Consider the following 23669-nt stretch of genomic DNA (forward strand, 5'->3'; position numbering starts at 1 on the left):
TTTTTTTGTACTGTCTACTTGACAGGGGTATGACCAAATTAGCGACTTTTAAAGGGTTTATCATATCTTCTTATCCCTCTACACTAAAGGGTGACAATAATCGGACCATTTTTAGTAAGGATAATCGTATGTTCTATTTGAGCTACATAGCTGTTTTGGGTAGCAAAGGTCCAGTTGTCCTCTTTTTGGAATACTTCTTCTTCCAAGGTTGAAATAAATGGTTCGAATGCGATAACCATGCCTTCCTTCAATAACTCATCATCCGATGTATCATTATAATTATAAATGTGGTCAGGTGCTTCGTGAATTGCACGTCCAACACCATGTCCTGTAAGGTTTTTAATAACCGTTAATTCATGCTGTTTCGCCGTCAGGAATACCGCTTTTCCGATTCCGCTTTTTTTGGAGCCGGGTTTTGCTTTTTTAAGACCTGCTTCAAACGCTTGTTTGGCTACTTTGCATATTTTTGTTAACACTTCTGCTCCTTCGCCAACGACAAATGAAATTCCTGTATCTGCGAAATAGCTGTTTTTCGAGCCAGAAACATCTATATTTACCAAATCCCCTTCTTGAATCACCCGACTCCCGGGAATACCATGTGCCACTTCTTCATTAACACTAATACAAGTATAGCCAGGGAAATCATACTCACTTTTTGGAGCTGAAACTGCGCCTTCTTTCTCAAAAAGCGCTCCGGCTATATCATCAAGTTCTTTAGTCGTTATGCCAGGGACGGTCCTTTGTACCAATTCATCTCTAATAGATGCAACAATTTTGCCAATTTCCTTTAAACCATTAAAATCTTCTTCTGTTTTTGCAATCATTTTTTCTAACCTCACTATCTTTTATCATCAATAAAGACTGGTTTAATCCACTTTTCGATTTAGATGTTCCTTATTCTTTTCAATACAAAAACATCCCATTAGAATATCATATCCAAAGGGGGTAAGCTTCGCAACTTTTTTATAAAAGTCGGGGCATCAAATGAAATAACCTAGCGGTTTGTGTTCTCCCAAAAAGGGGTCAAATTGAACGATAATACCCCAATGACTTCTTCAAACATCGTTTCGAATGAGCGATCTTGAGGGTTCCGGCTCCACTGCAATGCCGATCCGAATATCCCCCAACTGATAACAAGTGCCATAGCTTCTAATTTTTCTTGCGAAAATCCCTGTATTTGCGCTTCATTTATTCGTTTAACCAGGAGTTGATGAAGATCCTGATGCATGGCATTTTCAAACATAGCTTCAAACTGCTTGTCTCCTGGTGTACTGCATTGTTGAAACTGCAAAAGAAAACCGTATATGCTCTGCATAAGGATTCGCAGATTTCCCGCATTGCATTTTGCTTCTTCCGGGAGTCTATCCCTTATCATCATTTGGAACTTTTCCGTCATCCAATATTCTAAAAAGTCATATTTATCCTGAAAATGCGCATAAAATGTTGTCCGATTTACGGTTGCTTGATTCGTGATATCGTGCACAGAAATGGAATAGACGTTTCTCTTTTTCCCAATCAAATCGTTAAAAGCCTGCACGAACAATTGACGGGTTCTTTTAACACGCGGATCCTGAGGATTAACTGACATTCTACTCCCTCTTTCTCTTGAACTCCACTAACAGACAAAAAAACAAAAATGTTGGGTACACAACAAAAACAGCCTTTTGCAGGTTGTTTGCACAACTCAATCCTTTTATCTTTTGATTATGCGACTTTTCAACACACGTATAGCATTATGATTGCACAAAAAAAATCGCATAACAAGAAACTCTTTATTGAATTTTTTCAAAACGGAAAGGATGAGTGTAGAAATGATTGTTGTTACAGGAGCGAATGGAAAATTAGGTCGGAAGGTCGTAGAGGAACTTCTCAAGCGTGTCCCTGCAGGAGATATTGGTGTAAGTGTCCGTGATGTGAACACCGCGCAGGATCTAAAAGAACGTGGAGTTCGTGTTCGACAAGGACATTTCGATAATTCCGAAAGTCTTCTTCATGCCTTTGAAGGAGCATCTCAAGTTCTCATTATCTCGTCCCACTCCTTGGGAGAAGTGGCTATTCGTCAGCATCAAACCGCAATTGACTCGGCAAAGAAAGCCGGTGTTCGTCGACTTCTGTACACGAGCCAAATGTTTTCACCTTCAACATCGCATTTTCCTCCCATGGACGTTCATGCGGCTACAGAAGAGATGCTAAAAGCTTCAGGAGTAGCTTTCACTGCGCTGCGAAATGGCTTCTATGCTGCATCGGCGATGATGTGGATGGGTGATGCCTTGAAAACAGGACAATTGATTACTCCAGAAGATGGCCCTGTTGCGTGGACTACCCATTCCGACTTGGCTGAAGCGACAGCGGTAATCCTGACAGAACAGAGATATGACGGTATTACTCCTCACCTTACGGCTTCCGAAGCGATCGACATGGATAAAATCGCATCGATTGCTTCCAGAGTCTTAGAACGACCGATTCGGCGAATTGTCGTGTCGGATGATGAATATCGGAACCACTTGACGTCCCGTGGCCTACCGGAAGCGATGGTGGGCATGCTTACGGGTATGTTTCAGGCAAGTCGACTGGGCGATTTCTCACAAACCCATTCCGCTTTGGAAAACCTGATTGGCAGATCCCCAGTGAATTTTACAAGTTTTTTAAAAGACTCCATTGAACAATAACACCAGGACACTAAAAAAGAAAAGCCCCTTACATCAAAGGGGCTGAAACATCAGTCATGCCTCTTCCTCTTCGGCCTGACTCGGCGGAGCCATCAGACCTTTGACGGCACCCATAAACGGATGAATGGACTTAATCATGCCGTAGCCCATTTTCACAACCGGCATAAATTGCTGGATCATGCCAAATAGCCGCATGCCGCCGCCAAGCATACCGCCAGCCGAAGCTGCACCGCCAAGTCCGCCAAACAGCGAACCCATCATGGGCAGAAAGGACGAAACCTGCGCGCGCGGCACGGAGCGCGACCGAGTAGTTGACTTGTGCGTGCCATTCACCCGTTTCCGGTTCTGGGAACGACCACCCTTGCTGCGTGAAGCAGCCTTTCGGTTGGAACCATGGGAACTGACCCCTGTTTTCACCGTTTGCGATACCTTTCCTCCCCCGGTAAGCACCATGCCTCCGTTATTCACATCTGTGATGTAACCGATATACGTTTCACCACTATGAAGAGTCACGTAGACGGGCCGGGCCTTATACCGCTTTGCCTTTAGGCGTATTTCGTTGGTTTTAGCCATTGAATTTCACCTCGCTCCACTGATCTACTTCAGTTTACGCGATAACTGGACTGCTTGCCTGTGCGAATGGGACATCCGTAAGGGATTACTATGGGTGAGTTCATCAAAAAAATCTAGTTTCCATGAGCAAGGATGTTGATAAGTTTACCAAACGGATCACGGACAAAGAATCGACGAACCCCCCAAGGCTCATCCGCAGGACCATATTCTATCGTGTATCCAGCACGACTCATGCGTTCAAACACCTCATCGACATCATCAACTTCAATCGAAAGATCAGGTGTAGGCGTATTGGAGCCGCCTTGTGAAGCAAAACTTATTTGAACGTTCTCCTCCCCAAGCAAGCCATATGTTTCAATCCAACCATGATCCATTAATAAATCAAGTTCAAGCATGTCCTGGTAAAAGCTTTTTGCTGCCGGAATATTCTCCGTATTAATATTGGTAACAATTCGTTTTACCCGCATGTTCAGCCCCCCCGATTTAAATAGTATATTTCCCCAATTCGAAGACACACCTTTATTTTACATGATCTTCGAGTATCCGGTTATTCAATACAGTTACAATATGAATTGATTTTACCAGGCGTAAACGCCCTTCTCATCTAAAAATTCGCCATTATGATGTTTGCCATCTGTTGCATAGCCCACGATAATCGCAGCGGCGGCTTCTTTCGATTTACCGCCTTCCGCATTACCGTTAAGATCGGTTGTGGTGAATCCAGGCGTTACCGCAAACACTTGAGCCTTGCTGCCTTTGAGTTCATATGCCATCGAAACGGTCATGGCATTGTTGGCCGTTTTGGATGAGTTATAATCGAATGCATTTAAAGCAAATCCAGCATTTTGCATATGATCCAGAGAAGCCATGTCGGTTGATACATTGACGATAGTGCCTTCGTTGTCTTTAATTAACGGGAACAAACGCTGGTTCAGACGGAAAGTTCCAAAGAAGTTAACTTCGAAAGCGTTTCTCAGATCCTCCTCGTTGGTATCGGTAAAAGAACGAGAGAATGCACCAGGCATGCCAGCATTGTTAATCAGAAGTGTTAAATTCGAATAATTCCGGGTAATCGTAGCAACTGCCTGTTCTATGGTTTTCAGATCACCCATGTCAATTTGTACAAATTCGATGTCCAGGCCCATGGAAGTTAACTCGGAAACAGCTGCTTCGCCCCGTTCGACGCTGCGTGCGCCAAGTATGACTTTCCAGCCGGCTTGCCCTAACTGCTTCACGATTTCCAATCCGATTCCTTTATTTGCTCCCGTTACAAAAGCGGTCATTTTCATGCGAATCCTTCTTTCTCTAATTTGATTTTCCATTAACAATGTATAAGTTACTATGCTACACTTAGTGTAGGTCAACCATAAATTTCGATAAAAGAGGGTTAACATGTTAACGATTGGAGAAGTGGCAAAGAAAGTCGAGATTACGATCGGAGCGATCCGCTTTTACGAAAGAAAAGGATTGCTGAAACCTGCTGCGCGAAGCGAGCAGAATAACCGTCTTTATTCGGATGATGATCTGAACTGGCTGGTATTTATCAAATGTCTTCGTGAAACCGGTATGAGTATAGAGGACATCAAAAAGTATTATGACAAAGTAAATGAAGGCACTTCCACCCTGCCTGAACGAACCAAACTGATTCAAGAACAAAGGCAAAAGCTGTTGGCAGATATTGAGGAGAAAAAAGCGCAGCTCGTTCATTTGGATGAAAAATTGGAGCGTTATTATCGTGGGGAAAATTATTAATATAAACCTTCCGAGTTTGTGGACCGTTCTCATACAACGTTCATGTATTTTCATCAAAAAAAGCGCTCCCTATAAAGGAGCGCTTTAGCTTTTTCAAAACCTTCCACAATCAAAATACTCCAACAGCAGAGGGGTAATTCCTGGAGAGTCCAAGACATTCGCAAAAAGACGCGACCCTCCCAAATGCTTCTCATCACTCTGGCGTACTGTTTACATCCCCGTTTAAATCTTTGCCTTCTCCTCCTCTGCCATCGACCGGATGTAGAAAGCACCCAGTACCGAGCAAAGAAGGAATGAGAAGAACGCGATCGCCGCGGCTTGTTCACGCTCCTGGAAGACGCTGAACACCTGCTGCATGGAGACACCCAGCATCTGCGGAGAGTTGGCTCCGATTAGGTAGGGCGCGGTGAACGAGCCAATGACTCCCATGAAGACAAAAGTCAGGGCGACAAGAAATGTCTTATAAGACAGCGGGAAAATAAACCGTGTAAACAGTGTCAGTTTGCCAACACCCACGTCCTTTGCGCTCTCAATGATCGACGAAGGAATGCCCGACAACGCGGAACTGAGCAGCATCGTCGTAAATGGAATGTTGAACCATAGGTTCGCGATGATGATTCCTTTTTCGTCAAAAATGATGCGCGGTAGCGTGATTCCTACCACCTCAAGCATACGGGCAAGCCAGCCGTGGTTGCCAAGCAGGTTGATCAGGCCGTAGGTGGCAATGACGCCAGGGATGAACAGCGGGATCATGTATGTTTTACGAATCAGATTGACTATTGGCCCCTGGTTGAAGCGCATATAAATCGCCAGCGTGTAGCTGACCAATATCACCGCAACACACGTAATGGCGGTCACCCGAAGCGTAAATACGATATTGTTGCGCATCCCCTTATCCGTGAACAGATACATATAGCGGCTCAGATCGTATCCACCCGAACCGTTGCTCAGGCTCATGACAAAGGATTGGATGATCGGGATAATGACGACGATCAACAGGATGGCGAAGGAGGGGAGCACCATCGCCAGACCCGTAATTGACTGTCTGGTTTCCTTACTCATTGCGCGGCAACGTCGCTCTGCCAGCGTTTGTTAATCTCTGTACCCAGATCCCCGATGTTGAATGTGCGGAAGCCTTTGGCTACACCGTCGAACTTATTCTGCATATCCTGAGACATGTTGGAGAGCTCAATGCCCGGGAAGCCGTTCATTTTGTCGACAATGACTTCCTGCGCTTCGGGGGACAGGACGAAATTCAGGAATTCGTTGATCGCTTCCTTCTTGTCCGACTCCTGGTTGACCATCAGGTAAGTCGGTCCGCCGTTGAAGCCCGGCGTAATCTGCTGCATCTTGATCGTATCCGGCAGCAGGCCTTCGTTCAGCTGCTGCAGCACCATGTCCGACCAAGCCGGAATTAAGGATACTTCGCCGTTCATCAGCAAATCAAGCGTGCCCTGGTTTTTCTTCGGATAGATGCCCTTTCCGTAGACATACGGTCCAAGCTCTTTGATGGTGCTGAAGCCGCTATCCCACTTCTCCATGATTGCCGGATCGGAGTTATGAATGTCTTCTTCCGGCAGATCCTTATAGACAATCGTCTGAACGAACGAGCTTCCGGAACCGCCCGTAGACGGGTCGTTATAGGCGAACTGCTCGGGGTTGGCTTTGATCCACTTCAGCAGCTCGTCCAGTGTAGTTGGCGGATTAGAGATTTTGCTACTGTCATAGGCCAGAACCACGGCAGACGAACGATACGGAATCGCGAAGTTATCCACATCCTTCATCGTGTCTGCGTTGACTTTGCTCAGGTTCGGAACGTCTTTCTCATTCAGTTGCGCCCAGATACCATCCTTCGTACCCTGCGCGACGGAGGTGATGCCGTCCTCGTACAGGTCGATCCCTCCTGAGCCCTTGCCCGCCTTCTTAGCGGCCACGATCCGGTCGTAGGTCGGCTCAGCGCCGGTACCGGATGGGATGTAGACCAGATTCACGTCGATCTCCGGATGCTGCTTCTCAAACATCGGCTCCAGGGAATCCCATAGGTCCTTGACGTTTTGCGAGCCAGTAAAATAGAAGTTAAAAGATACCGGATCGCCTGATGCCGCAGCATTCCCCCCGGTGGAGCTGCTTGTATTCTCGCTTCCGTTTCCACACCCGGCCAGCAGTGACATGGACAATCCCACAACAGTCAACAATGATACAAATGGCTTCTTCAAACGCATAACATTCATCCTCCGCATATCATTCATCCTCCTCAGTTCGATTCATCAACCGGAAATCCAGTCATTTTCGCTATCGAGATACCGACGTCTTTTCCTACCTGCAGCTGCTCCACGAATTCCTTATTCAGAAAAGCACGTATGATGCCGAATTCCAGCAGTTCCACGGTAACTTCCGCGTAATGTCCCAGAATCATCACCTGCTTGACCTTGCCTGCCAAAATACCTTCACCCATCGTAGTACCGCTCACCTGAACGTCTTCTGGCCGAACCGCCGCCGTCACCTGGCCGCTTAAGCCCTTCTCGTTCGGCAGGCGGAGATTTCCAATGTGTATACTCTCCCCTTCCGCCACCCCCTTCAGGAAATTCATTTTTCCGATAAAACCGGCGACATATAATGAAGCTGGCTCATCGTAAATCTTCTGCGGCTGAGCAATCTGCTCGATGTGCCCGTGATTCATGACAATAATACGATCAGATAACGACAGTGCTTCTTCCTGATCATGCGTGACGAAGACCATCGTGAGTCCGGTCTTCATTTGGATCTCACGCAGCTCCTCACGCATTTCGTGCCGCAGCTTGGCGTCCAGCGCCGAGAAAGGCTCGTCCAACAGCAGTACCGCCGGGTTGAGCAGCAGGGACCGAGCCAGCGCAACCCGCTGCTGCTGTCCGCCTGAAAGCTCGGCCGGATACTTCTTCCCGAAGCCCGACAGCCGGACCAGCTTGAGCGCATCCTCGACCGCCGTGCGGATCTCCGCCTTCGGCATTTTGCGAATCTTCAGGCCGAACGCCAGATTGTCGTATACCGACATATGCGACCACAGATTATAACTCTGGAACACCATTGAGGTCGGCCGTTTCTCCGGTGGAAGTTGAATGACACTCTTACCCTCGATCAAGATGTCACCGGAGTCCGGTTCGAGAAAACCGCCGATGCTCCGTAGCACGGTGGTTTTCCCGCACCCCGAAGGACCCAGAAGGGTGACCAGCTCGCCTTTTTCGATATCGATGTTGATGCCGCTGACCCCGTCACCGGTTTTGTAGCGCTTGGCTAACTCTCGTACAGACAACTGCATGCTTCTGCCTCCCTTTGCCCCGGTATGTAAACCGAAACATTTCTATTTCATTTGAAAACCACTCGCCAGCACATCCGCGCTTACCAGCCGCTGGGCTGCCACCAGCAGGATGATGGTCGGCAGCGTCAGGATGATTGAGAATACAGCCCCGGCGCTGCTCGGAAAGTCGGAAATAATGGAGTACATGACGATTGGCATCGTTTTGTAATCAGGAATGCCGACCAGGAACGTCCCCTGCGCTTCGTCGAGCGAATTGAGGAACGTGAAGATCGAAGCGACCAGGATGCCCGGCATCGCCATTGGCAGTGTGATGCTGCGGAACACTTTGAACGGGCTCGCCCCGACGTCCCGCGCCGATTCCTCCTGCGCTCGATGCACGTTACGGAAAGCGGAGGTTGGAATCCAGGTCATGAACATCAACACGTTGATCATATGGATCAGCACAACGCCAAGCAGCGTATTCATTAGTCCGATCCGGTAGAAAAGGACCGCGATGGAGACGTATAAGCCCATTTTCGGAAAGGCGTGCGTCAGCAGGAACGAAAACAGGAACATCCGCTTCAGCGGAAACTGGAGTCTTGCGAAGGCGTACGCTGCTGGAATGCAGACCACGATGGACAGCAGGGTCACCAGGGTGGCAATGAGGAACGACAGCGAGATCGACGAGACGATATCGTCCTTCGCCAGCACGAACTCCCACCATTTGAAGCCCCATACCTGGGGCAGAATGTCCGGATAATTCCATTTTTCGCTAAAGGCAAGCACAAGCAGGTTGACCAACGGACCCGCAAAAAAAACAGCGAACACGGTCAGCAGCACAAATTCAATAATTCTTCTCGGGCCTACATGTTTCCAGTACCACAACATGTCCCATCCTCCTTTCCATTTGTCGATTGACGAACGATCACTACGCTTTCGTATTCGATCAGGCGCGGCACGCTCCCCTCGCCGCTGATCAGACGATCCAGAATGGATACCGCGTCTCGGCCGATTCCAGATGCATCCACGCTGACGGTAGTCAGTGACGGGTGATACATATCGGCCACTTCAGTATTGTCATAACCCATAACAGACACTTCCTGCGGAATGCGGACGCCGCGCTCCAGCAGCACTTTCATGGCGCCCAGTGCGAGCATGTCATTGGTGCTGAACAGGGCGCTGTATCGCCCCTCCCGTAATGCCGCATAATGCTCCTCCATCAGCTTCCGGCCAGAATCGAAGCTGGATTCCGATGACTCGACGATGGTAAATCCGTCCCGGCCGGAACAAATACCGAGGGATTCCAGACGTTTGCGGAAGCCTCCCAGTCGCAGCGAGTGACTCCGATGCTCTCCCGGTCCGGCGATAATGAAGAATTTGCGATGTCCGCATGCGTACAGATGCTCTGCAGCCCGTTCTCCGCCAGCTTCGTCGTTACTCACAAGATGCACCACGTCCGGATCTTCCGTTGACCCGTTCACCATCAGGTACGGAATATTGAAGTTTTTGACGTAGTCGATGACGTTTTTCTGCAGCCGGCTAACCAGAATGAGTCCATCGACCCGCTGCTCCAGCATATAATCGGTGGAGCGTAGTGACATCTCCCGGTCGGTTTTCAGGAAGATCGAGTAGCCCAGTGCTTCAGCGGCCATCAGAATTTCGTCGATGATTCTGCCATACAGCGTGTGGGACACGATCGGCAGCCTGTCGCGAAAAACGATTACTCCGATGTTGTGCGTCCGCTTGGCGACCATTGCCCGGGCGACGGCGCTCGGCTTGTAGCGAAGCTGCTCGACCGCCTTGAGCACGCGTTCCCGAACTTCGGGACTCGCGTAGCCGTTTCCGGAGATGACCCGAGAAGCAGTCGATTTCGATACGCCAGCGAGCTGTGCCAGCTCCCGCAAACTATGATTCAGCTTATTGTCCAATCCCTATTCTCCTCTGCATACTCCATTTCTCCCCGGACGGCGATCAGCTTCCCCGGATCGCGGGTTGTTATCGAATTGACGCCCCACTGCGCAAGTCGCCGCATGTCATCCGCCTCCCTAACCGTCCAGACGTATAGATCCAAACCATACCGCCGTACGGCTTCCACTAGTTCCGGCCGCACCACCTGATACGGCACGTTAAGCCCGAAGCAGTCGGCTTCGCGGCCTTCTGCACATGCCTGGAACATTGCCTCGTCGTAGCGCAGACTTTCGAAGCTCTGAATGTTCACATTAAGCAGCCTGCGGATGTGCGGAGCGTACCGACCAGCTTTGACCGCCATCCCGTATTCGCAGCCACTGAGGAACACCATCTCCGCCATACCCATCCGTTCAACCAGGACGGATACGGGCTCCAGAGCGCTGTCTGTTTTGATATCGAGATTCATGATTTTACCGGCTTGGCGGATCTGCTCAAGCACATCCTGAAGGGTCGGAATTGGTGCCGACATGCTGCCGTTCAACTCCTTCAGCGTCATTTCTGCAAGGCTGCTGCGGCTGCCGTCCGCCAAAGCAATATCGTCGTCGTGTGCGAGCACCGGTACGCCGTCCCGAGTCAACTGAATATCGTCTTCGTAAATATCCGCGCCAAGTGTCAGGGCCGCCTGTAGCGACTCGAAAGAATGATCGGGATGACCCATGCAACCGGTATGGGCCGTGATCAGCGGGAATTTGTTCATCGCGGGTACCCTCCTTCTTCGAAATAGATCGCGTTGGTAAAGGCGACACGTACATAAGCGCCCCGTACGGTTCCCCACAGCTCGGAGCGAATCCACCTGCGGGGAATATCAGGAGCGGACTGCGTTAGTTGGACTTCGAACTGCATCATCTGTCCGTCCGATGAAGAGGGGACTTCCAAGCTTATTTCCTCGCCCAGATTGGAGCACAGCTTCAATCTGCAGATCTGCTTCGGCAGCGACCATAGTCCGGCGCGGACCGAAAAGTCCAGCGTCAAGTTCACCAAGATCGGCTGGGCTGCGGCTTCCGGCCTCTCGACTACTGATGGAACCGTGGAGCCGATTGGATAGTCTGCATCATCAGCGTTCAGCTTCAAGGTCAATAGAGGACCTATCGTTACGGATGCGCGCCCTTCCCGCAGCGCCTGAATCAGTGTTTCTTCATGGATCGACAGGGCTGCCGCATCCCCGTTCTCTGCCACTGCGTCGTCCTCAATGCCCAGATACGTAACCGAGATTGGCTCGTCCGTCTCGCCCTGCGCGTGCCAGTCCCTGCCTGAAGTGGCTGCTATCCGATACCCTTCGTTCAGCTTGTCTGTCCACAGATCAAATGCCCGCCGATTGTTCGTCTGTATGGAAGGGAACGTGCCGGACCAGACTTCGATATAATCGACGGCGGACCAATTTCCGATCTCGTATTCCCAGAAGCAACCGGTACAGGCCGGACTGCCGATGCGGTACGGATGGGCAAGCCCGGCGATTCCGCCGAGCCGATGCACGGCCTCAATACCTTCATCGATCCTATCCCGATCTACTTGACGCCAGTCGGCAAAAGCGCTCAAGCCTATCGTCACCATATGACCATAAAAGGTCGTCCACTCCATACCGCGAATAATTCGCAGTCCGTATATCCGCTCGATTTCTTCTTTGCCGATCAGGGCGGACATCGTGTTGTGATCGGTCAGCGCGATGGCGTCGAAGCCCAGATTGGCCGCTCCTGCCGCCAGCTCCTCCAGCGTTTGGCTGCCGTCGCTGTGCAGCGTATGCGTATGCAGTTCGCAGGCGAGCCATTTCATATCGCGTCCTCCTCCGTCGTCCAGATTTGCAGGTGGTAATCACAGGTATCCGTCACGATGCTATGCAGGCTGAGTGTGACGCTCCAAGATCCGGGAACCAGCTCGCCCGCCATCAGGCCGGGTGAAGCTTCTCGCTCTGATACGAACAGCTCCTGCAACTCGTCTTGTCGGTGGCACGCTCCGCGGTATCCCCGAGCGTCGTCCAGGGAGAGTGTCATCAAATTTTTCAGGGGAAGATGCCGGCCCGCGTTCTCCATTGCGTATTCCCGATTTTCCGGCAAGATATATAGGTCGTAACTATTCTTGAGTAGCTGTATCGCCTTCTCCCGATTCTCAAGCGTCTTCGGCGCATATTGTAATCGCAGGTTCAGCTTCCCACAGCCCTCGTCCAACTCAAAAGGAATGCGGATATGCGTCTTGGAATCCTCCGGAGATGCATAGCCTTGTAGATCCAGCAGCTTCATTGCATCGCACCACCTTTCATTTTTCCGTTATCTTGATGATTTACGTTATGCACTTTTTGCTGAATGTGGGACCGTTCCCACATCTATTCCTTATGTTACGGGTGAAAAATCAGGCGCGTATCTGCATCGTGTTAATATTCTGTAAATGCAAAAAAGACCGTACTTCTATTAAAAGAAGTAGGCCATCTTATCTTTTTATCGCTAGATTGTTTTCGCACTGGCATATATTTTTTGATTTTTGCTGATCCCCCTGTTGTCTTACCACCGTTCGTAACCCCAGCCACACATTCATTAGATCATGTAAAATAGCTACTCGATCTACGTCAGACTTGTTGAGTTATACCGCTCATTTCCAAGTAAAGAATCGAACTGAATGTTTAAAGGTTGCTGAACGGAAACGTACCAACGTACCTGATTCGTAAGATCCACGAGGGTGAGAAAGTGCCCGTGACCCGCACCAGTATCAATACCTAATTTTCCATCGCCTGACCATATCTGCCACGGAGGGATGTGAAACCGGAACGTTGACGTATGACCAAAAATAATAGTATACCTTGAGTCCATTGGACTTTCCAAAAATGGTTGTCGAATTTCGGTCAGATCTTCAGGCGTCTGAAAGCCCAAAGGAACACCTGGTCGTATTCCGGCATGCACAAACAAGTATGATTCACTTATAAAGAAAAGTGGCAGGCGATCCAGAAAGTTCCGATAAAATTGAATTTTATCCGGACTAACTGAATCCGAATTTTGCATACATTTCAACCACTTACGTTCATTGTTACCTTGTAATGCAATCGCTCCTTGTTGGGTTAGTGCATCTACCAACTGCAGAGTTCCCCAGGAGTCGGGACCTTTATTTACATAATCCCCAAGCAAAACCAATTGGTCACGATATGCGCGATATCCCGCAGCATTCAAAAGCTCTTTTAGAAGATGTCCATATCCATGGATATCGGACACAGCAAGAAGTCTACCCATTTTCCGGTTCTGTTCCTCCTCGGTAAATCATAGTTTGCTCTGAACGAAACTGCAGCCAACGCACAGATCCGGGTTCAATATATTCTGTGTTGAAAGCATGAACACTTTGATTATCCTTGGTTTGCATAATGATCCTCCAATGAATGCCCTCAAAAATGGATTGTTTTACCCAAACTTGAACTTGATTAAAAGCACCATCCTCCGGCTCGCTACCAACTGTTATATGTTGTGGGTGAACCATAACAACTGCTCGTTGACCGGCCATTCCATGGTTCATGATTTGCCCGGAAATGCACTGACCTTCTGCCAAAACTACCGATTTATGTATGGTATAGCTTCCGGAAAGTTTATTGTGATAACCCATAAGCTGGGCAACCCAAGGGGTTGCTGGGCGATTGAATAGCTGATGGGGTTCAGCGAACTGATCGATTCCACCGTCTCTCAGAACCATGATTCGATCCGCCAGCGTAAAAGCCTCAAGCATGTCATGAGTAACATACAGCACGGTTGTTTCAAGATCAGACAAAAGGGAAGCCAGCTCGCTGCGCATTTCGGTGCGCAGCTTCACATCCAGATTAGACAACGGCTCATCCATCAGCAGGATGGAGGGTTCTGTTGCAAGCGCGCGCGCCATCCCGATTCGCTGCTGCTGTCCACCTGAGCATTGGGATGGCAATCGATCCAGCAAACCTTCCAATTGCAGCATGGTTTGGAGGTGATCAAGCCTTTGTTTTCGCATAGTTGATTCCGTTTTGGATCGTTTCATGCCATATTCAATGTTTTGGCGAACTGTCATATGCGGCCATAATGCGTAATCCTGAAACACCATATTGACCGGCCGTTTCTCTGGAGGCGTAAAATCCTTCAAGCTATCCACACATTTGCCATCCATTTCGATTACTCCCCCATCTACTCTCAGTAACCCGGCGACGAGTTGTAGCAAAGTGGACTTTCCACATCCCGAAGGACCGAGAATGCAGATTCTTTCGCCATGGTTCAATGCAAAAGATAAGGGGCGAAGAACGTCCTGTTTGTCAAAGGACTTGTGAATTCCCTCAAGTTTAAGAATCGAATTCATATGATGAACCTCCATGTGTTATTCGTTGGGTTTCTGCTGGAATAGTCATCTCCGTACGCTTGCTTCGGCGATTGTCACTCCATCGAAACATGGATTCCCCTGCAAACTGAATCAGGAGGATGAGAAGAAGTAACGTCATTCCACTTAAAACTGTAGCTGCTGTTGCGTATCCATATCGGCCAAATTCAAAGGCTTGGTCAATTACGATTGGCATGAGAACATAATTTGCTGGCTGCAACATGGAAGCTAAAGCCAAATCGAACACACTTGTTCCAAAAGCAGCCAGCATCGCAAGGAGCAATGATCTGCGCACCAACGGCAGTACGATATGTACCATTCGACCAACCGTTCCGGCTCCTTGTACAGCTGCTGCATTTAATACGGATGGCGAGATGGTTCCGAACGATCCCAATTGAACGCGAACGGCATAAGGAATTGCTCCCGCTATAACTGCAATGACAAGCAAGGCAGGTGTGCCATATAGATGCAGGTTCATGTATTCAAGCCATTTTTGATTCCAGACGAAGATATAACCTATGCCCATAACAATTCCCGGCACGGCCAGAGATACGATAGAAAATAATTGAAGTCCACCCTTCATCTTCGATTCGGTAAACGTAAGCACGTACGCGACTATGAAACCGATGATAATACTGAGAACTGCTGCAAGTGCAGCTATGGCAAGCGAATGGACCATACCTTCTATAAAATTGAGCCGGGTATGATCTGCTGCAGCTTTGGAAAAGAGTGAAAGATAATGATCCATTGTCAAGTTTTGAAGCGTGAAGCCTTCGCCTATCCTTTTCATGATGGACACACACAAGCTGCTTCCTATAGGAATGCCAATACTTATTGCTATCGAAACCATTGTAATCGCATTAATTAAATAGCTTTTATGGGGCTTCCTTTTCACGCTTTTGGTTGCCTTAGCACTCAGAAAATCAAATCTGGATTTGCGCAGACTCATCACAAGAATGAACATCGCCAGGCTTAATAAAACTACTAAATAGAAAGCAAGCACGCCGGCCATATCAAATCGGACCGGTGATTGATAGATCGCTGAATAAATTGAATAGGTTAGCGTTGGAAAACGATACACTGTCGACAGTGCCGCCGGCAGCCCAAAATCCCCTACTGTATCAATAAATACAAGCGTAGCTCCAGCGATGATCGATGGTACCGCAAGTGGAAGCTCTACAGTACGCCATACCGTCCAAGGACCTGCACCGTTCATGCGAGCAGCATGTCCATAATGACTAACACTCCATTCTGCTGAAGCAAGCACCGCTAGATATGCCAAGGGGAACTTGCTCAAAGCCATAATGACCATTAGCCCGACGGGTTGAAATAAGAACGATGTTAACCATTCCATGCCAAGTAAACGACTTGCAATTCCATCGGCCCCGCCGAAAAGCACCCAGCCTTGTGCCAGCATGAAAGAGGGTGTAATGAGTAAAAGCCATACTCCTGCATCCAATAGACGTCCTGTTGCATACTGCCAACGTGCTCTCATCATGGCAAGGCAAGTACCGAACACAGTTCCTAATAGGGCAGTTCCAAGGCCTAGCCATAACGAATTTAATAATGATTGGCGCCATAACGGACGTTGAAAAATCTCGCCAAGTAATCCGAACCCCTGAAAATGTATGTTTCCAAAAAATATGCCAGGCAAAAAGGCATTTAACAGAACAGCCAGCAACGGGAGAAAGATGACGATGAATAAAAGAATTGCAATGCCCAATCCCCAACGAGTACCTGAATTTTTCATAGATAATTCCTTATTTTACGTTTTGGTCTGCAAACCATGTTTTAATTTCCACTTCGTGCTCCGCAGCCCAGACGGCTGGTGGAATCATGAATGTTGGGTTCAACTCACGGTCTTTCCGAGGTACTACGCCCTGTACAAGTGGTGTGAAGAAGCTGTCGGAAGAGTCCAGAGAGGCCAGCATTTGTTGGGTTTCGGGTTTGAGCATAAATTCAATAAAGGCTTTTGCCGCAGCCGGGTTTTTGGTATGTTTACTGATCGCAGCGACTCTTAGGCTTCCTGGGGCCCCTTCTTCCGGCCAAATAATATCCACTGGTTCTCCGGATAGCTTGAGGTCATAAGCATTGCTTTCCTGCAGGGCGGCAATATCAATTTCTCCCGAAACCAGAGCACTTCCTAAAGGTCCGTTTTTGGGATATACTCGTAAGCCCTTATCCATCATTTGACTATACTTTTGCTCTGCATCGGAAATTCCCCAGTGGTGGAACAGGGAAGAAACGAGCGGATATGCAGGCGCTGCAACCGCTGGATCAGCCTGGCCTGCATTGCCGTCATACTTGAAGAAGTCATCCCATGACTTGGGTGCCTGTTCTTTGGTAAGACGATTAGTGTTATATGCAATGACAGCCGAAGCATGAATAGTGATAGGCGTATAAGCGTGGTCTTCAGGAATGAGCGATGCTCCATAATCGCTTAGGTTTCCGATGTTATCCGGTACCCAATCCGTCATGAGGAATCCTCGATCTGCAAGATTTCGAATGGAACCGTGACCATCCATCATAACTACGTCCCATTGGGGGTTGCCCTGTTCCGCTTCAATCTTGGCCAGCGCCTCTCCTCCACCATAATGGACCGCTTCAATTTTGAAGCCAGTCTGCTTAGCAAACTCAGGAGCTACAATATCCACAAAATCATTGCCATATAAATAAATAGTCTCCCCCGTATCTTCATTGGAAGAGCTGGCATTCTCCCCTTTGGATGATGTTGTTGATGTTTCGGATCCCCCTGGAGTTGTGTTGCTGCCCGTGACGTTTACCCCGCCACATCCTGCCACGATCAATACAAGTAATAGACTGATTCCACTCAAACGTTTTCTCCAACTAAAATTCATGTTTATCCCCCTAGATAATATTTTTAAAGCCTTTAATCATCATAATGGGGATCTTGAAGATTCATATTATGCTAGAGTTAAACTTATTTTAAATATTATTAATGAATTATATAATAAGATAGATATTATCTATGTTCGGACAAGAGGAGGCCCTGCATATGAACTTGCAGCAGTTAAAAGTGTTTGTACATGTTGTGGAAATGCAGAAATTATATTTGGTTGCGGACAAACTTAATATTACGCAGCCTACAGTGACGTTCCATCTAAACAAGCTTCAGGATGATGCCGGCGTTGCTTTGTTCCATACAAAAACCTATCATGTCATCAAATTGACTGAAGCTGGAAAATCACTGTATCATTACGCTGCACAAATGGTTGCATTAAACGAGGAGATGCTTCGCACGCTTGAAGAACAGAGGGGAACAGCTTCCAGGCGTTTGAGGATTGGAAGTACACATACCCCTGCTACATATATCCTTCCTGAGTTGTTGTCCAAAATCAGACAAGAACATCAACTTTTTTTGAGTATCGATGTTAAGCCTGCAGCCCAAATCTTGGATAAGATTAAGCATTATGACCTGGATGTCGGAGTCATTTCGCTTGCGGAGCCAGATGATACTGATTTTATCTATGAGCCATTAATGAAAGATGATCTGGTGATTATCTATCATCCAGATCATTTCCTTGCTGCTCGAACAAACATCACCTCGAAAGATTTAGCAGGGCTCCCCATCATTGCTCATGAAAGAGGCTCTACTAGTCGCCAGCTTATCGATCAATGGGCTGCCAACAATGATATTCAATTTACAGAGGTGATGGAATCGTCAGGTTCAGAAGCATTGAAATCAATGGTACGTCTTAACATGGGCATAGGGATGGTGTCCCAAGCTTCAATCCTTCAAGAACTTGTCAAGGGAGAATTGAAATCCTGCTCCATTCCTGATTGGAACCCTGTAAGGACCATATATGCTGTTCGCCACCGTAACAAGCTTCTTACACCTTCGCTGAATCTCTTTTGGCGTATGCTGATTGAGAATTTCAACTCACGAATAAAATAATAAACATAACACTCTTTTCCTGGATAAAGTCGTTCTTTATTCCACGACCCATCTCAACTCGGGACAAGAACTTGACGCTCACCGGTCTGTGCTGCTTTTTCCACTGCATCAAATAACTGATGCAGTTTGAACGCATCCGCAAACCCTGGTGTTAAGGATGTTCCATTCTGGATATCTTCGGCAAACTTGCGGTAAGCCTGAGCCATATTCAGAATAAATCCTGAATTCCAACATAACCGAGTGGCCATTCGCAATATATCGGTTTAACCGTTTCATTTGAAGTGATGCTTCTCCTTACTCCCCTAGTCCCATATAACAACCATATCTTACTTTTAAGTTCGTATGGAACTTTAAGGTGCGTACTTCTCATCTTTCTTGTTCTGAGTCACAATAATGAACAGAAGAAGAGAGGAGAAATACCCAATGAAACCCGAACAATCTGTTACCCAATATACTGCCCTTGTCATCGGTGCTGCCGGAGTCATCGGAAGCAATCTGATTGATTATCTCATGACACTTCCCGAATGGGATATCATTGGGGTATCTCGCCGCGGAGGGAAAGATGCTCCAGGTTTACGTTATATTTCGGCCGATTTACTGAACGAAGCGGATACTCAAGCGAAACTGGGCGATTTAACGACGGTTACTCATATTTTCTATGCTGCTTATCAGGATCGCCCGACTTGGGCCGAATTGGTAGAACCGAACCTGGCGATGCTCGTCCATGTGGTCAATGCAATTGAACCAATCGCCCCCAACCTTCAACATATCAGTTTGATGCAGGGTTATAAGGTGTACGGTGCACATCTAGGCCCCTTCAAAACACCTGCAAAGGAAACAGATGCACATCATATGCCGCCTGAATTCAATGTGGACCAGCAGCGGTTTCTTGAGGATCGCGAGCCAGCAAGCAGCTGGACCTGGTCAGCCCTGCGCCCTTCTGTTGTATGCGGATTTGCTCTTGGTAATCCAATGAACCTTGCTATGGTAATCGGAATGTATGCTTCTATCTCGAAAGAGCTTGGTTTGCCGCTTCGCTTCCCCGGCAAACCGGGAGCTTACCATTCCTTGCTCGAAATGACCGATGCATCGCTGCTCGCTCGGGCGACCGTCTGGGCAGCAACTAGTCCGCGCTGTGCCAATCAGGCGTTTAACATTACCAACGGCGATCTGTTTCGCTGGAATGAACTCTGGCCCAAAATCGCTGCGTTTTTCGAATTGGAAACAGCTCCTCCGCTAACCCTTTCGCTTGCAACCGTAATGGCTGATAAAGAAGTCCTGTGGAATTCGATGATCGAGAAGTACGGTCTAATGAATAATTCCTATGAATCTGTCTCTTCATGGGCATTCGGTGACTTTGTCTTCTCATGGGATTACGATTTCTTCGCAGATGGTTCCAAAGCCCGCCGCTTCGGCTTTCACGAATTCGTTGACACCGAAACGATGTTTATGGATATATTTGAAAATTTAAGAGAACGCAAGATCATTCCGTAATAAAAATATGATGGTGAACAGGCCGATTCCTGCTGTCAGGAATCGGCTAGGACTATGTTTTCATTCATTAGAGGTTGGCGGCTTGAACAGAATTTCCCCTCGATCACCATAAACCTTTTCCACATGCATATCGCCCCATCTGCACATGAGATGAAGAATCTCTTTCAAACTCCACCCATATTCCGTTAATTCATACTCTACCTTTGGCGGAATTTGGTGATGTGAGATGCGTAAGATGATGCCTTCCTCTATTAATTCATTGAGCTGCTGCGTCAACATCTTCTGTGTAATGGCGGGAATCAGCTTCAACAATTCACCATTACGTTTCTTTCCAAAAGTAAGATGGAATAGAATAACGGGCTTCCACTTGCCGCCAATGACTTCAAGAAGAGCCTCGACCGCAGTATTATATACTTTGATGGGTTCCTGCATGCCACATTCCTCTCCCTTTACGATAACGATATATTCTGAACATAATCCAGGATTGAAAAATGTCAACGATGTTCTTCCACACCAATAACTTCCCTGGCTGCTTCTATGAAAGATAAGATGATTGGCGAGATCCATTTGTCTTTGTGCCACAACATCTGTGTATGCACATGCAAGTCCGGTATTTCCCACGGAAGCGCAACAAGCTCGCCTCGTGCAACTTCAGCTTTTACTGTCATTTCAGGAAGAAAGGCGATGCCGATTCCCGTTATGGCACACTGTTTAATCGCCTCAGCATTTTGAAACTCCAAATACGTAATGCTATCCATCCCTTCTTTCTCGAATCCCCGGTCAAACATGGTGCGGTACGTACAACCCTTTTCATTTGTCAGGAACACTTCGCTATGAAAATCCTCCAGTTGCAGCACACTTTGCTTCGTGAGCGGATGGTCCGGAGCAGCGTATAGGCGAAACGTTTCTTCAACCAACGGTTCCACGGTCAGGCCACCTGATCGAATGGATTCATCCAGCATAAAGACGACATCCGCAGTGCCCTCAAAGAGCGTTTGCTTAAGTTGTTGATTGGGAACGGAACGAAAGATGAGACGCACTCCCGGATGACGCGAACGAAACAGTTGAAAGACAACAGGAAGCCGATAAGCGCATAGAACCTCGTTGGCACTAATGGTCAGAGTACCGCTTAGATTTTCATCGTCAAGCACCAGGCTTCGAGCTTCGTCCAACTGGTTAAGAATGCCCTGGATATGCGTTAAAAATCGTGTACCCGCAGTTGTAAGCGCGAGTTGTTTACCGAGACGGTCAAAAAGACGAACACCAAGCTCATCCTCCAATGCTTTGATTTGCATCGTGACGTTCGAGGGAACATAATTCAGCACTTCCGCAGCCCGCGTAAAATTTAATGTGGTTGCAACGGTGCGAAATGTTTTCAGTTGCCGTAATTCCATCCTGCAGTCACCCTTTTACTTTCAATTTTATTGAATATTGCGTTGAATTCTATTCACTTTTACTGAGAGTACCACAGGTCTATACTGACAACAAGAAATCACATGACACTGATGTGGTTTTCATTTGAAAGGAGAGAAACCAGATGGATTATGAAATTTTTAATTTGGGTGATGTGACATTGCAATCCGGAGTAACGTTACCTAACGCTTTTCTTGCTTATAAAACGTATGGAACATTGAATGAAAAGAAGGATAATGTCATCATCTATCCGACCGCATTTGGAGATCAGCATGTTCAGAATGAATGGTTGATTGGCGACGGCGTAGCATTAGACACGCAAAGATACTTCATTATCGTTCCGAATCTGCTGGGTAACGGATTATCTTCGTCTCCCAGCAACACGCCGCCTCCATTTGACCGAACTCGCTTTCCGCAGGTCACAATCTATGACAATGTTACATTTCAACATCGGTTGGTCACCGAAAAATTCGGCATTCAGAAGATTGCACTTGTCGTGGGATGGTCCATGGGAGGCATTCAAGCATTTCAATGGGGAGCAAGCTATCCAGACATGGTGGAAAGAATCGCGCCCATCGCCGGCATGGCGAAGACTTGGCCTCATACGTTTGTTGTCCTGAACGGGGTAATCGCTCCCCTCCTGGCTGCCTCCCACTTCGATGCTAACCAACAAGAGAATTTGACTTCTGTCGACTTGCGCGCTGTAGGCCGTGTCTATGCGGGATGGGGTTTGTCACAGGCGTTTTACAGAGAGGAACTGTATCGCGGGTTCGGATATGACTCATTGGCGGATTTCGTATCTGGGTTCTGGGAAGAGGCGTTTATGCAAATGGACCCTCACAATGTGTTGGCGATGTTATGGACAGGCCAATTCGCAGATATTAGTGCTAACCCGCTGTATAACGGAAATTTCGATGAGGCCCTTCAAAGTATTACAGCGCGTGCATGTATCATGCCCGGGGCCACAGATCTCTTTTGCACGGCGGCCGATAATGAATACGAGGTTCAGCGGATGCCTAATGCCGTATTTTCTCCAATTGACTCGATCTGGGGACACTTTGCCGGTCGCGGTATGAACAGCGTCGATAACCAGTATATTGAGGATAGCCTGAGGGAATTGTTGGCGTATAGTGTGGACGAATAAATGTTCATTAACATCCAAATGCAGAAGTTTGGCACAACGAACCGGCCCCCTTAACAGCAATAGGTTTAATTGAGCAAGTTGCTTATATTTCATATAATGAAATTAACTTCTATTGTTATGTACCATAGTCACAGAATGACTTACGACTCTGACCAGTAAGCCTATTTTTTATCAGGAGGACATCTATGAACATTCCCAGAGGTACCTATGGCTTTCGGTTCGCCGAAGATAAGGAGCTCCAGCTATGCGTTTTATTTGCAGCCGGATGTGATTCGATAACCGATCCTACGTATCGCTGGGATGGACTGGAACGTACGGATGGCCCGCTGCTGTTATTCCAGTATACGATCTCCGGTGAAGGTGTTTTTGAGTCGAAAGACCAGATTCACCATGTCACTACAGGACAAGCTTTCTTGGCCGAAATTCCAGGCCCGCATCGCTATTATTATGACTCGGAATCGAAAGAGCCGTGGGAGTTCCTGTTCCTGCTATTCCGGCCCGAACTGGTGCTGCCCCATTGGCAAAAGTTCTCTCGTGAAGCGGGGGAAGTTCCTTATCTCCCCATCGATTGTACACCAATCCGGCTGTTGCGGATGATTGTGACGGATGCAGCAGCAGGCAGGATCACCGATCCTCTAATCGCCTCGTCTTGCGTCTATCAGTTCATGACAGAACTGGTCAGATTACAAAAGACAACGCTACGGAACAGGGAAAGCTGGTCGTATAACATACAACGTGCAGCCGAATTTATAGAGCATAACTATTCCAGGATGATCAGTATGGATCAACTTTCTGAGCATGTTTCCCTATCAAAGTATCACCTTATCCGTCGATTCTCCTCCAGCACGGGCTTGACACCAGGAGCTTATCTGACCCGCGTACGCACTGAAAAGGCTATGGAACTGCTTCGCGGGACGCCCCTTAGCGTTGAAGCCATTGCCGAACGAGTCGGTTACTCCAGCGGAAGTTATTTTATCAAGGCATTCCGCGGTTTGACCGGACTTACGCCGGGGGAATTCCGCAGTGGAGGAGAAAGTCTGACTTATCGCAAGTTGTTCTTCGACTAACCGCAATATTATGCTATTCTGCCTTCAAGATTACTATGGATCATTAATAAACTCCTATACTATGATGAAATTAGCAAGAGCAATAATTAAT

Annotated in this window: 26 protein-coding genes; 6 read left to right on the plus strand and 20 right to left on the minus strand. The window is 47.8% G+C overall.

Annotated elements, in window-relative coordinates; all coding sequences use genetic code 11:
* Positions 1 to 83 precede the first annotated feature (83 nt).
* Together map and PPA03S_RS18855 are read right to left on the minus strand one after the other, a co-directional pair.
* Complete coding sequence (map, locus tag PPA03S_RS18850) at positions 84 to 824, minus strand: type I methionyl aminopeptidase (protein ID WP_062325129.1); 741 nt, start codon at positions 822 to 824, stop codon at positions 84 to 86.
* A gap of 170 nt (positions 825 to 994) precedes the next feature.
* Positions 995 to 1588 carry a TetR family transcriptional regulator gene (locus PPA03S_RS18855; RefSeq protein WP_062325131.1) on the minus strand — a complete coding sequence of 198 codons (594 nt, stop codon included), beginning with the start codon at positions 1586 to 1588 and terminating at the stop codon, positions 995 to 997.
* Positions 1589 to 1811: 223 nt separating this feature from the next.
* Here PPA03S_RS18855 and PPA03S_RS18860 point away from each other — a divergent pair, with 223 nt between their 5' ends.
* Positions 1812 to 2669, plus strand: coding sequence for an SDR family oxidoreductase (locus PPA03S_RS18860; RefSeq protein ID WP_062325132.1), 858 nt, complete (start codon positions 1812 to 1814; stop codon positions 2667 to 2669).
* Positions 2670 to 2723: 54 nt separating this feature from the next.
* On the opposite strand, the gene PPA03S_RS18865 is transcribed toward PPA03S_RS18860, so the two are convergent.
* From PPA03S_RS18865 to PPA03S_RS18875, 3 genes are all read right to left on the minus strand, one after another.
* Complete coding sequence (locus PPA03S_RS18865) at positions 2724 to 3242, minus strand: hypothetical protein (RefSeq protein WP_062325134.1); 519 nt, start codon at positions 3240 to 3242, stop codon at positions 2724 to 2726.
* Between the two features lie 113 nt (positions 3243 to 3355).
* A complete protein-coding gene (locus PPA03S_RS18870; protein WP_062325135.1) occupies positions 3356 to 3709 on the minus strand; it encodes a VOC family protein in 354 nt (117 codons plus the stop codon).
* Positions 3710 to 3820: 111 nt separating this feature from the next.
* Positions 3821 to 4531: an SDR family NAD(P)-dependent oxidoreductase gene (locus PPA03S_RS18875; RefSeq protein WP_062325137.1), complete on the minus strand. Its 711-nt coding sequence runs from the start codon at positions 4529 to 4531 to the stop codon at positions 3821 to 3823.
* Positions 4532 to 4634: 103 nt separating this feature from the next.
* Here PPA03S_RS18875 and PPA03S_RS18880 point away from each other — a divergent pair, with 103 nt between their 5' ends.
* On the plus strand, positions 4635 to 4994 hold the full coding sequence (locus PPA03S_RS18880) for a MerR family transcriptional regulator (RefSeq protein ID WP_062325139.1): 360 nt from the start codon (positions 4635 to 4637) through the stop codon (positions 4992 to 4994).
* A 222-nt stretch (positions 4995 to 5216) separates the two neighbouring features.
* On the opposite strand, the gene PPA03S_RS18885 is transcribed toward PPA03S_RS18880, so the two are convergent.
* The 12 genes from PPA03S_RS18885 to PPA03S_RS18940 all read right to left on the minus strand — a co-directional run bounded on the left by PPA03S_RS18885 (position 5217) and on the right by PPA03S_RS18940 (position 17402).
* Complete coding sequence (locus PPA03S_RS18885) at positions 5217 to 6056, minus strand: ABC transporter permease (protein WP_062325141.1); 840 nt, start codon at positions 6054 to 6056, stop codon at positions 5217 to 5219.
* Positions 6053 to 7216 carry an extracellular solute-binding protein gene (locus tag PPA03S_RS18890; RefSeq protein WP_062325477.1) on the minus strand — a complete coding sequence of 388 codons (1164 nt, stop codon included), beginning with the start codon at positions 7214 to 7216 and terminating at the stop codon, positions 6053 to 6055. Before PPA03S_RS18890 ends, PPA03S_RS18885 begins: the two co-directional genes overlap by 4 nt.
* Before the next feature lie 32 nt (positions 7217 to 7248).
* Entirely contained in the window at positions 7249 to 8289 is a 1041-nt protein-coding gene (locus tag PPA03S_RS18895) for an ABC transporter ATP-binding protein (protein ID WP_062325143.1), read from the minus strand.
* 42 nt (positions 8290 to 8331) lie between these two features.
* Complete coding sequence (locus tag PPA03S_RS18900; protein WP_062325146.1) at positions 8332 to 9156, minus strand: ABC transporter permease; 825 nt, start codon at positions 9154 to 9156, stop codon at positions 8332 to 8334.
* On the minus strand, positions 9132 to 10196 hold the full coding sequence (locus PPA03S_RS18905; protein WP_062325147.1) for a LacI family DNA-binding transcriptional regulator: 1065 nt from the start codon (positions 10194 to 10196) through the stop codon (positions 9132 to 9134). The genes PPA03S_RS18900 and PPA03S_RS18905 overlap by 25 nt, the downstream gene beginning before the upstream one ends.
* Positions 10181 to 10933 carry a glycerophosphodiester phosphodiesterase gene (locus PPA03S_RS18910; RefSeq protein WP_062325149.1) on the minus strand — a complete coding sequence of 251 codons (753 nt, stop codon included), beginning with the start codon at positions 10931 to 10933 and terminating at the stop codon, positions 10181 to 10183. The genes PPA03S_RS18905 and PPA03S_RS18910 overlap by 16 nt, the downstream gene beginning before the upstream one ends.
* Positions 10930 to 12006, minus strand: coding sequence for a CehA/McbA family metallohydrolase (locus PPA03S_RS18915; RefSeq protein WP_062325151.1), 1077 nt, complete (start codon positions 12004 to 12006; stop codon positions 10930 to 10932). Before PPA03S_RS18915 ends, PPA03S_RS18910 begins: the two co-directional genes overlap by 4 nt.
* Positions 12003 to 12470, minus strand: coding sequence for a hypothetical protein (locus PPA03S_RS18920; protein ID WP_062325153.1), 468 nt, complete (start codon positions 12468 to 12470; stop codon positions 12003 to 12005). Before PPA03S_RS18920 ends, PPA03S_RS18915 begins: the two co-directional genes overlap by 4 nt.
* Positions 12471 to 12788: 318 nt before the next feature.
* A complete protein-coding gene (locus tag PPA03S_RS18925) occupies positions 12789 to 13448 on the minus strand; it encodes a metallophosphoesterase (RefSeq protein WP_062325155.1) in 660 nt (219 codons plus the stop codon).
* A complete protein-coding gene (locus PPA03S_RS18930) occupies positions 13441 to 14526 on the minus strand; it encodes an ABC transporter ATP-binding protein (protein ID WP_062325158.1) in 1086 nt (361 codons plus the stop codon). The genes PPA03S_RS18925 and PPA03S_RS18930 overlap by 8 nt, the downstream gene beginning before the upstream one ends.
* Positions 14510 to 16294, minus strand: a complete 1785-nt coding sequence (locus PPA03S_RS18935; RefSeq protein WP_068964167.1) for an ABC transporter permease — start codon at positions 16292 to 16294, stop codon at positions 14510 to 14512. The genes PPA03S_RS18930 and PPA03S_RS18935 overlap by 17 nt, the downstream gene beginning before the upstream one ends.
* A gap of 10 nt (positions 16295 to 16304) precedes the next feature.
* Complete coding sequence (locus PPA03S_RS18940; RefSeq protein WP_062325160.1) at positions 16305 to 17402, minus strand: ABC transporter substrate-binding protein; 1098 nt, start codon at positions 17400 to 17402, stop codon at positions 16305 to 16307.
* Between the two features lie 158 nt (positions 17403 to 17560).
* Here PPA03S_RS18940 and PPA03S_RS18945 point away from each other — a divergent pair, with 158 nt between their 5' ends.
* Entirely contained in the window at positions 17561 to 18460 is a 900-nt protein-coding gene (locus PPA03S_RS18945) for a LysR family transcriptional regulator (protein ID WP_062325162.1), read from the plus strand.
* A 53-nt stretch (positions 18461 to 18513) separates the two neighbouring features.
* On the opposite strand, the gene PPA03S_RS32965 is transcribed toward PPA03S_RS18945, so the two are convergent.
* Positions 18514 to 18708 carry a hypothetical protein gene (locus tag PPA03S_RS32965; RefSeq protein ID WP_167666071.1) on the minus strand — a complete coding sequence of 65 codons (195 nt, stop codon included), beginning with the start codon at positions 18706 to 18708 and terminating at the stop codon, positions 18514 to 18516.
* Positions 18709 to 18883: 175 nt separating this feature from the next.
* On the opposite strand from PPA03S_RS32965, the gene PPA03S_RS18950 reads away from it, so the two are divergent.
* The gene (locus tag PPA03S_RS18950) at positions 18884 to 19954 is read left to right on the plus strand and encodes an SDR family oxidoreductase (RefSeq protein ID WP_062325163.1); all 1071 of its coding nucleotides are present in this window, start codon (positions 18884 to 18886) and stop codon (positions 19952 to 19954) included.
* Between the two features lie 60 nt (positions 19955 to 20014).
* Here PPA03S_RS18950 and PPA03S_RS18955 read toward each other — a convergent pair whose 3' ends face one another.
* Together PPA03S_RS18955 and PPA03S_RS18960 are read right to left on the minus strand one after the other, a co-directional pair.
* Positions 20015 to 20386 (minus strand): winged helix-turn-helix transcriptional regulator, encoded by a 372-nt coding sequence (locus PPA03S_RS18955; RefSeq protein ID WP_062325479.1) that lies wholly within the window; start codon positions 20384 to 20386, stop codon positions 20015 to 20017.
* 62 nt (positions 20387 to 20448) lie between these two features.
* Complete coding sequence (locus tag PPA03S_RS18960; protein ID WP_062325165.1) at positions 20449 to 21348, minus strand: LysR family transcriptional regulator; 900 nt, start codon at positions 21346 to 21348, stop codon at positions 20449 to 20451.
* 143 nt (positions 21349 to 21491) lie between these two features.
* On the opposite strand from PPA03S_RS18960, the gene PPA03S_RS18965 reads away from it, so the two are divergent.
* Both PPA03S_RS18965 and PPA03S_RS18970 read left to right on the plus strand, forming a co-directional pair.
* On the plus strand, positions 21492 to 22511 hold the full coding sequence (locus PPA03S_RS18965) for an alpha/beta fold hydrolase (RefSeq protein ID WP_062325167.1): 1020 nt from the start codon (positions 21492 to 21494) through the stop codon (positions 22509 to 22511).
* Positions 22512 to 22696: 185 nt separating this feature from the next.
* Complete coding sequence (locus PPA03S_RS18970; RefSeq protein ID WP_062325169.1) at positions 22697 to 23578, plus strand: AraC family transcriptional regulator; 882 nt, start codon at positions 22697 to 22699, stop codon at positions 23576 to 23578.
* Positions 23579 to 23669 lie beyond the last annotated feature (91 nt).

Origin of the sequence: Paenibacillus pabuli NBRC 13638 (assembly GCF_001514495.1) — a bacterium.
GTDB classification, from domain to species: Bacteria; Bacillota; Bacilli; order Paenibacillales; family Paenibacillaceae; genus Paenibacillus; species Paenibacillus pabuli.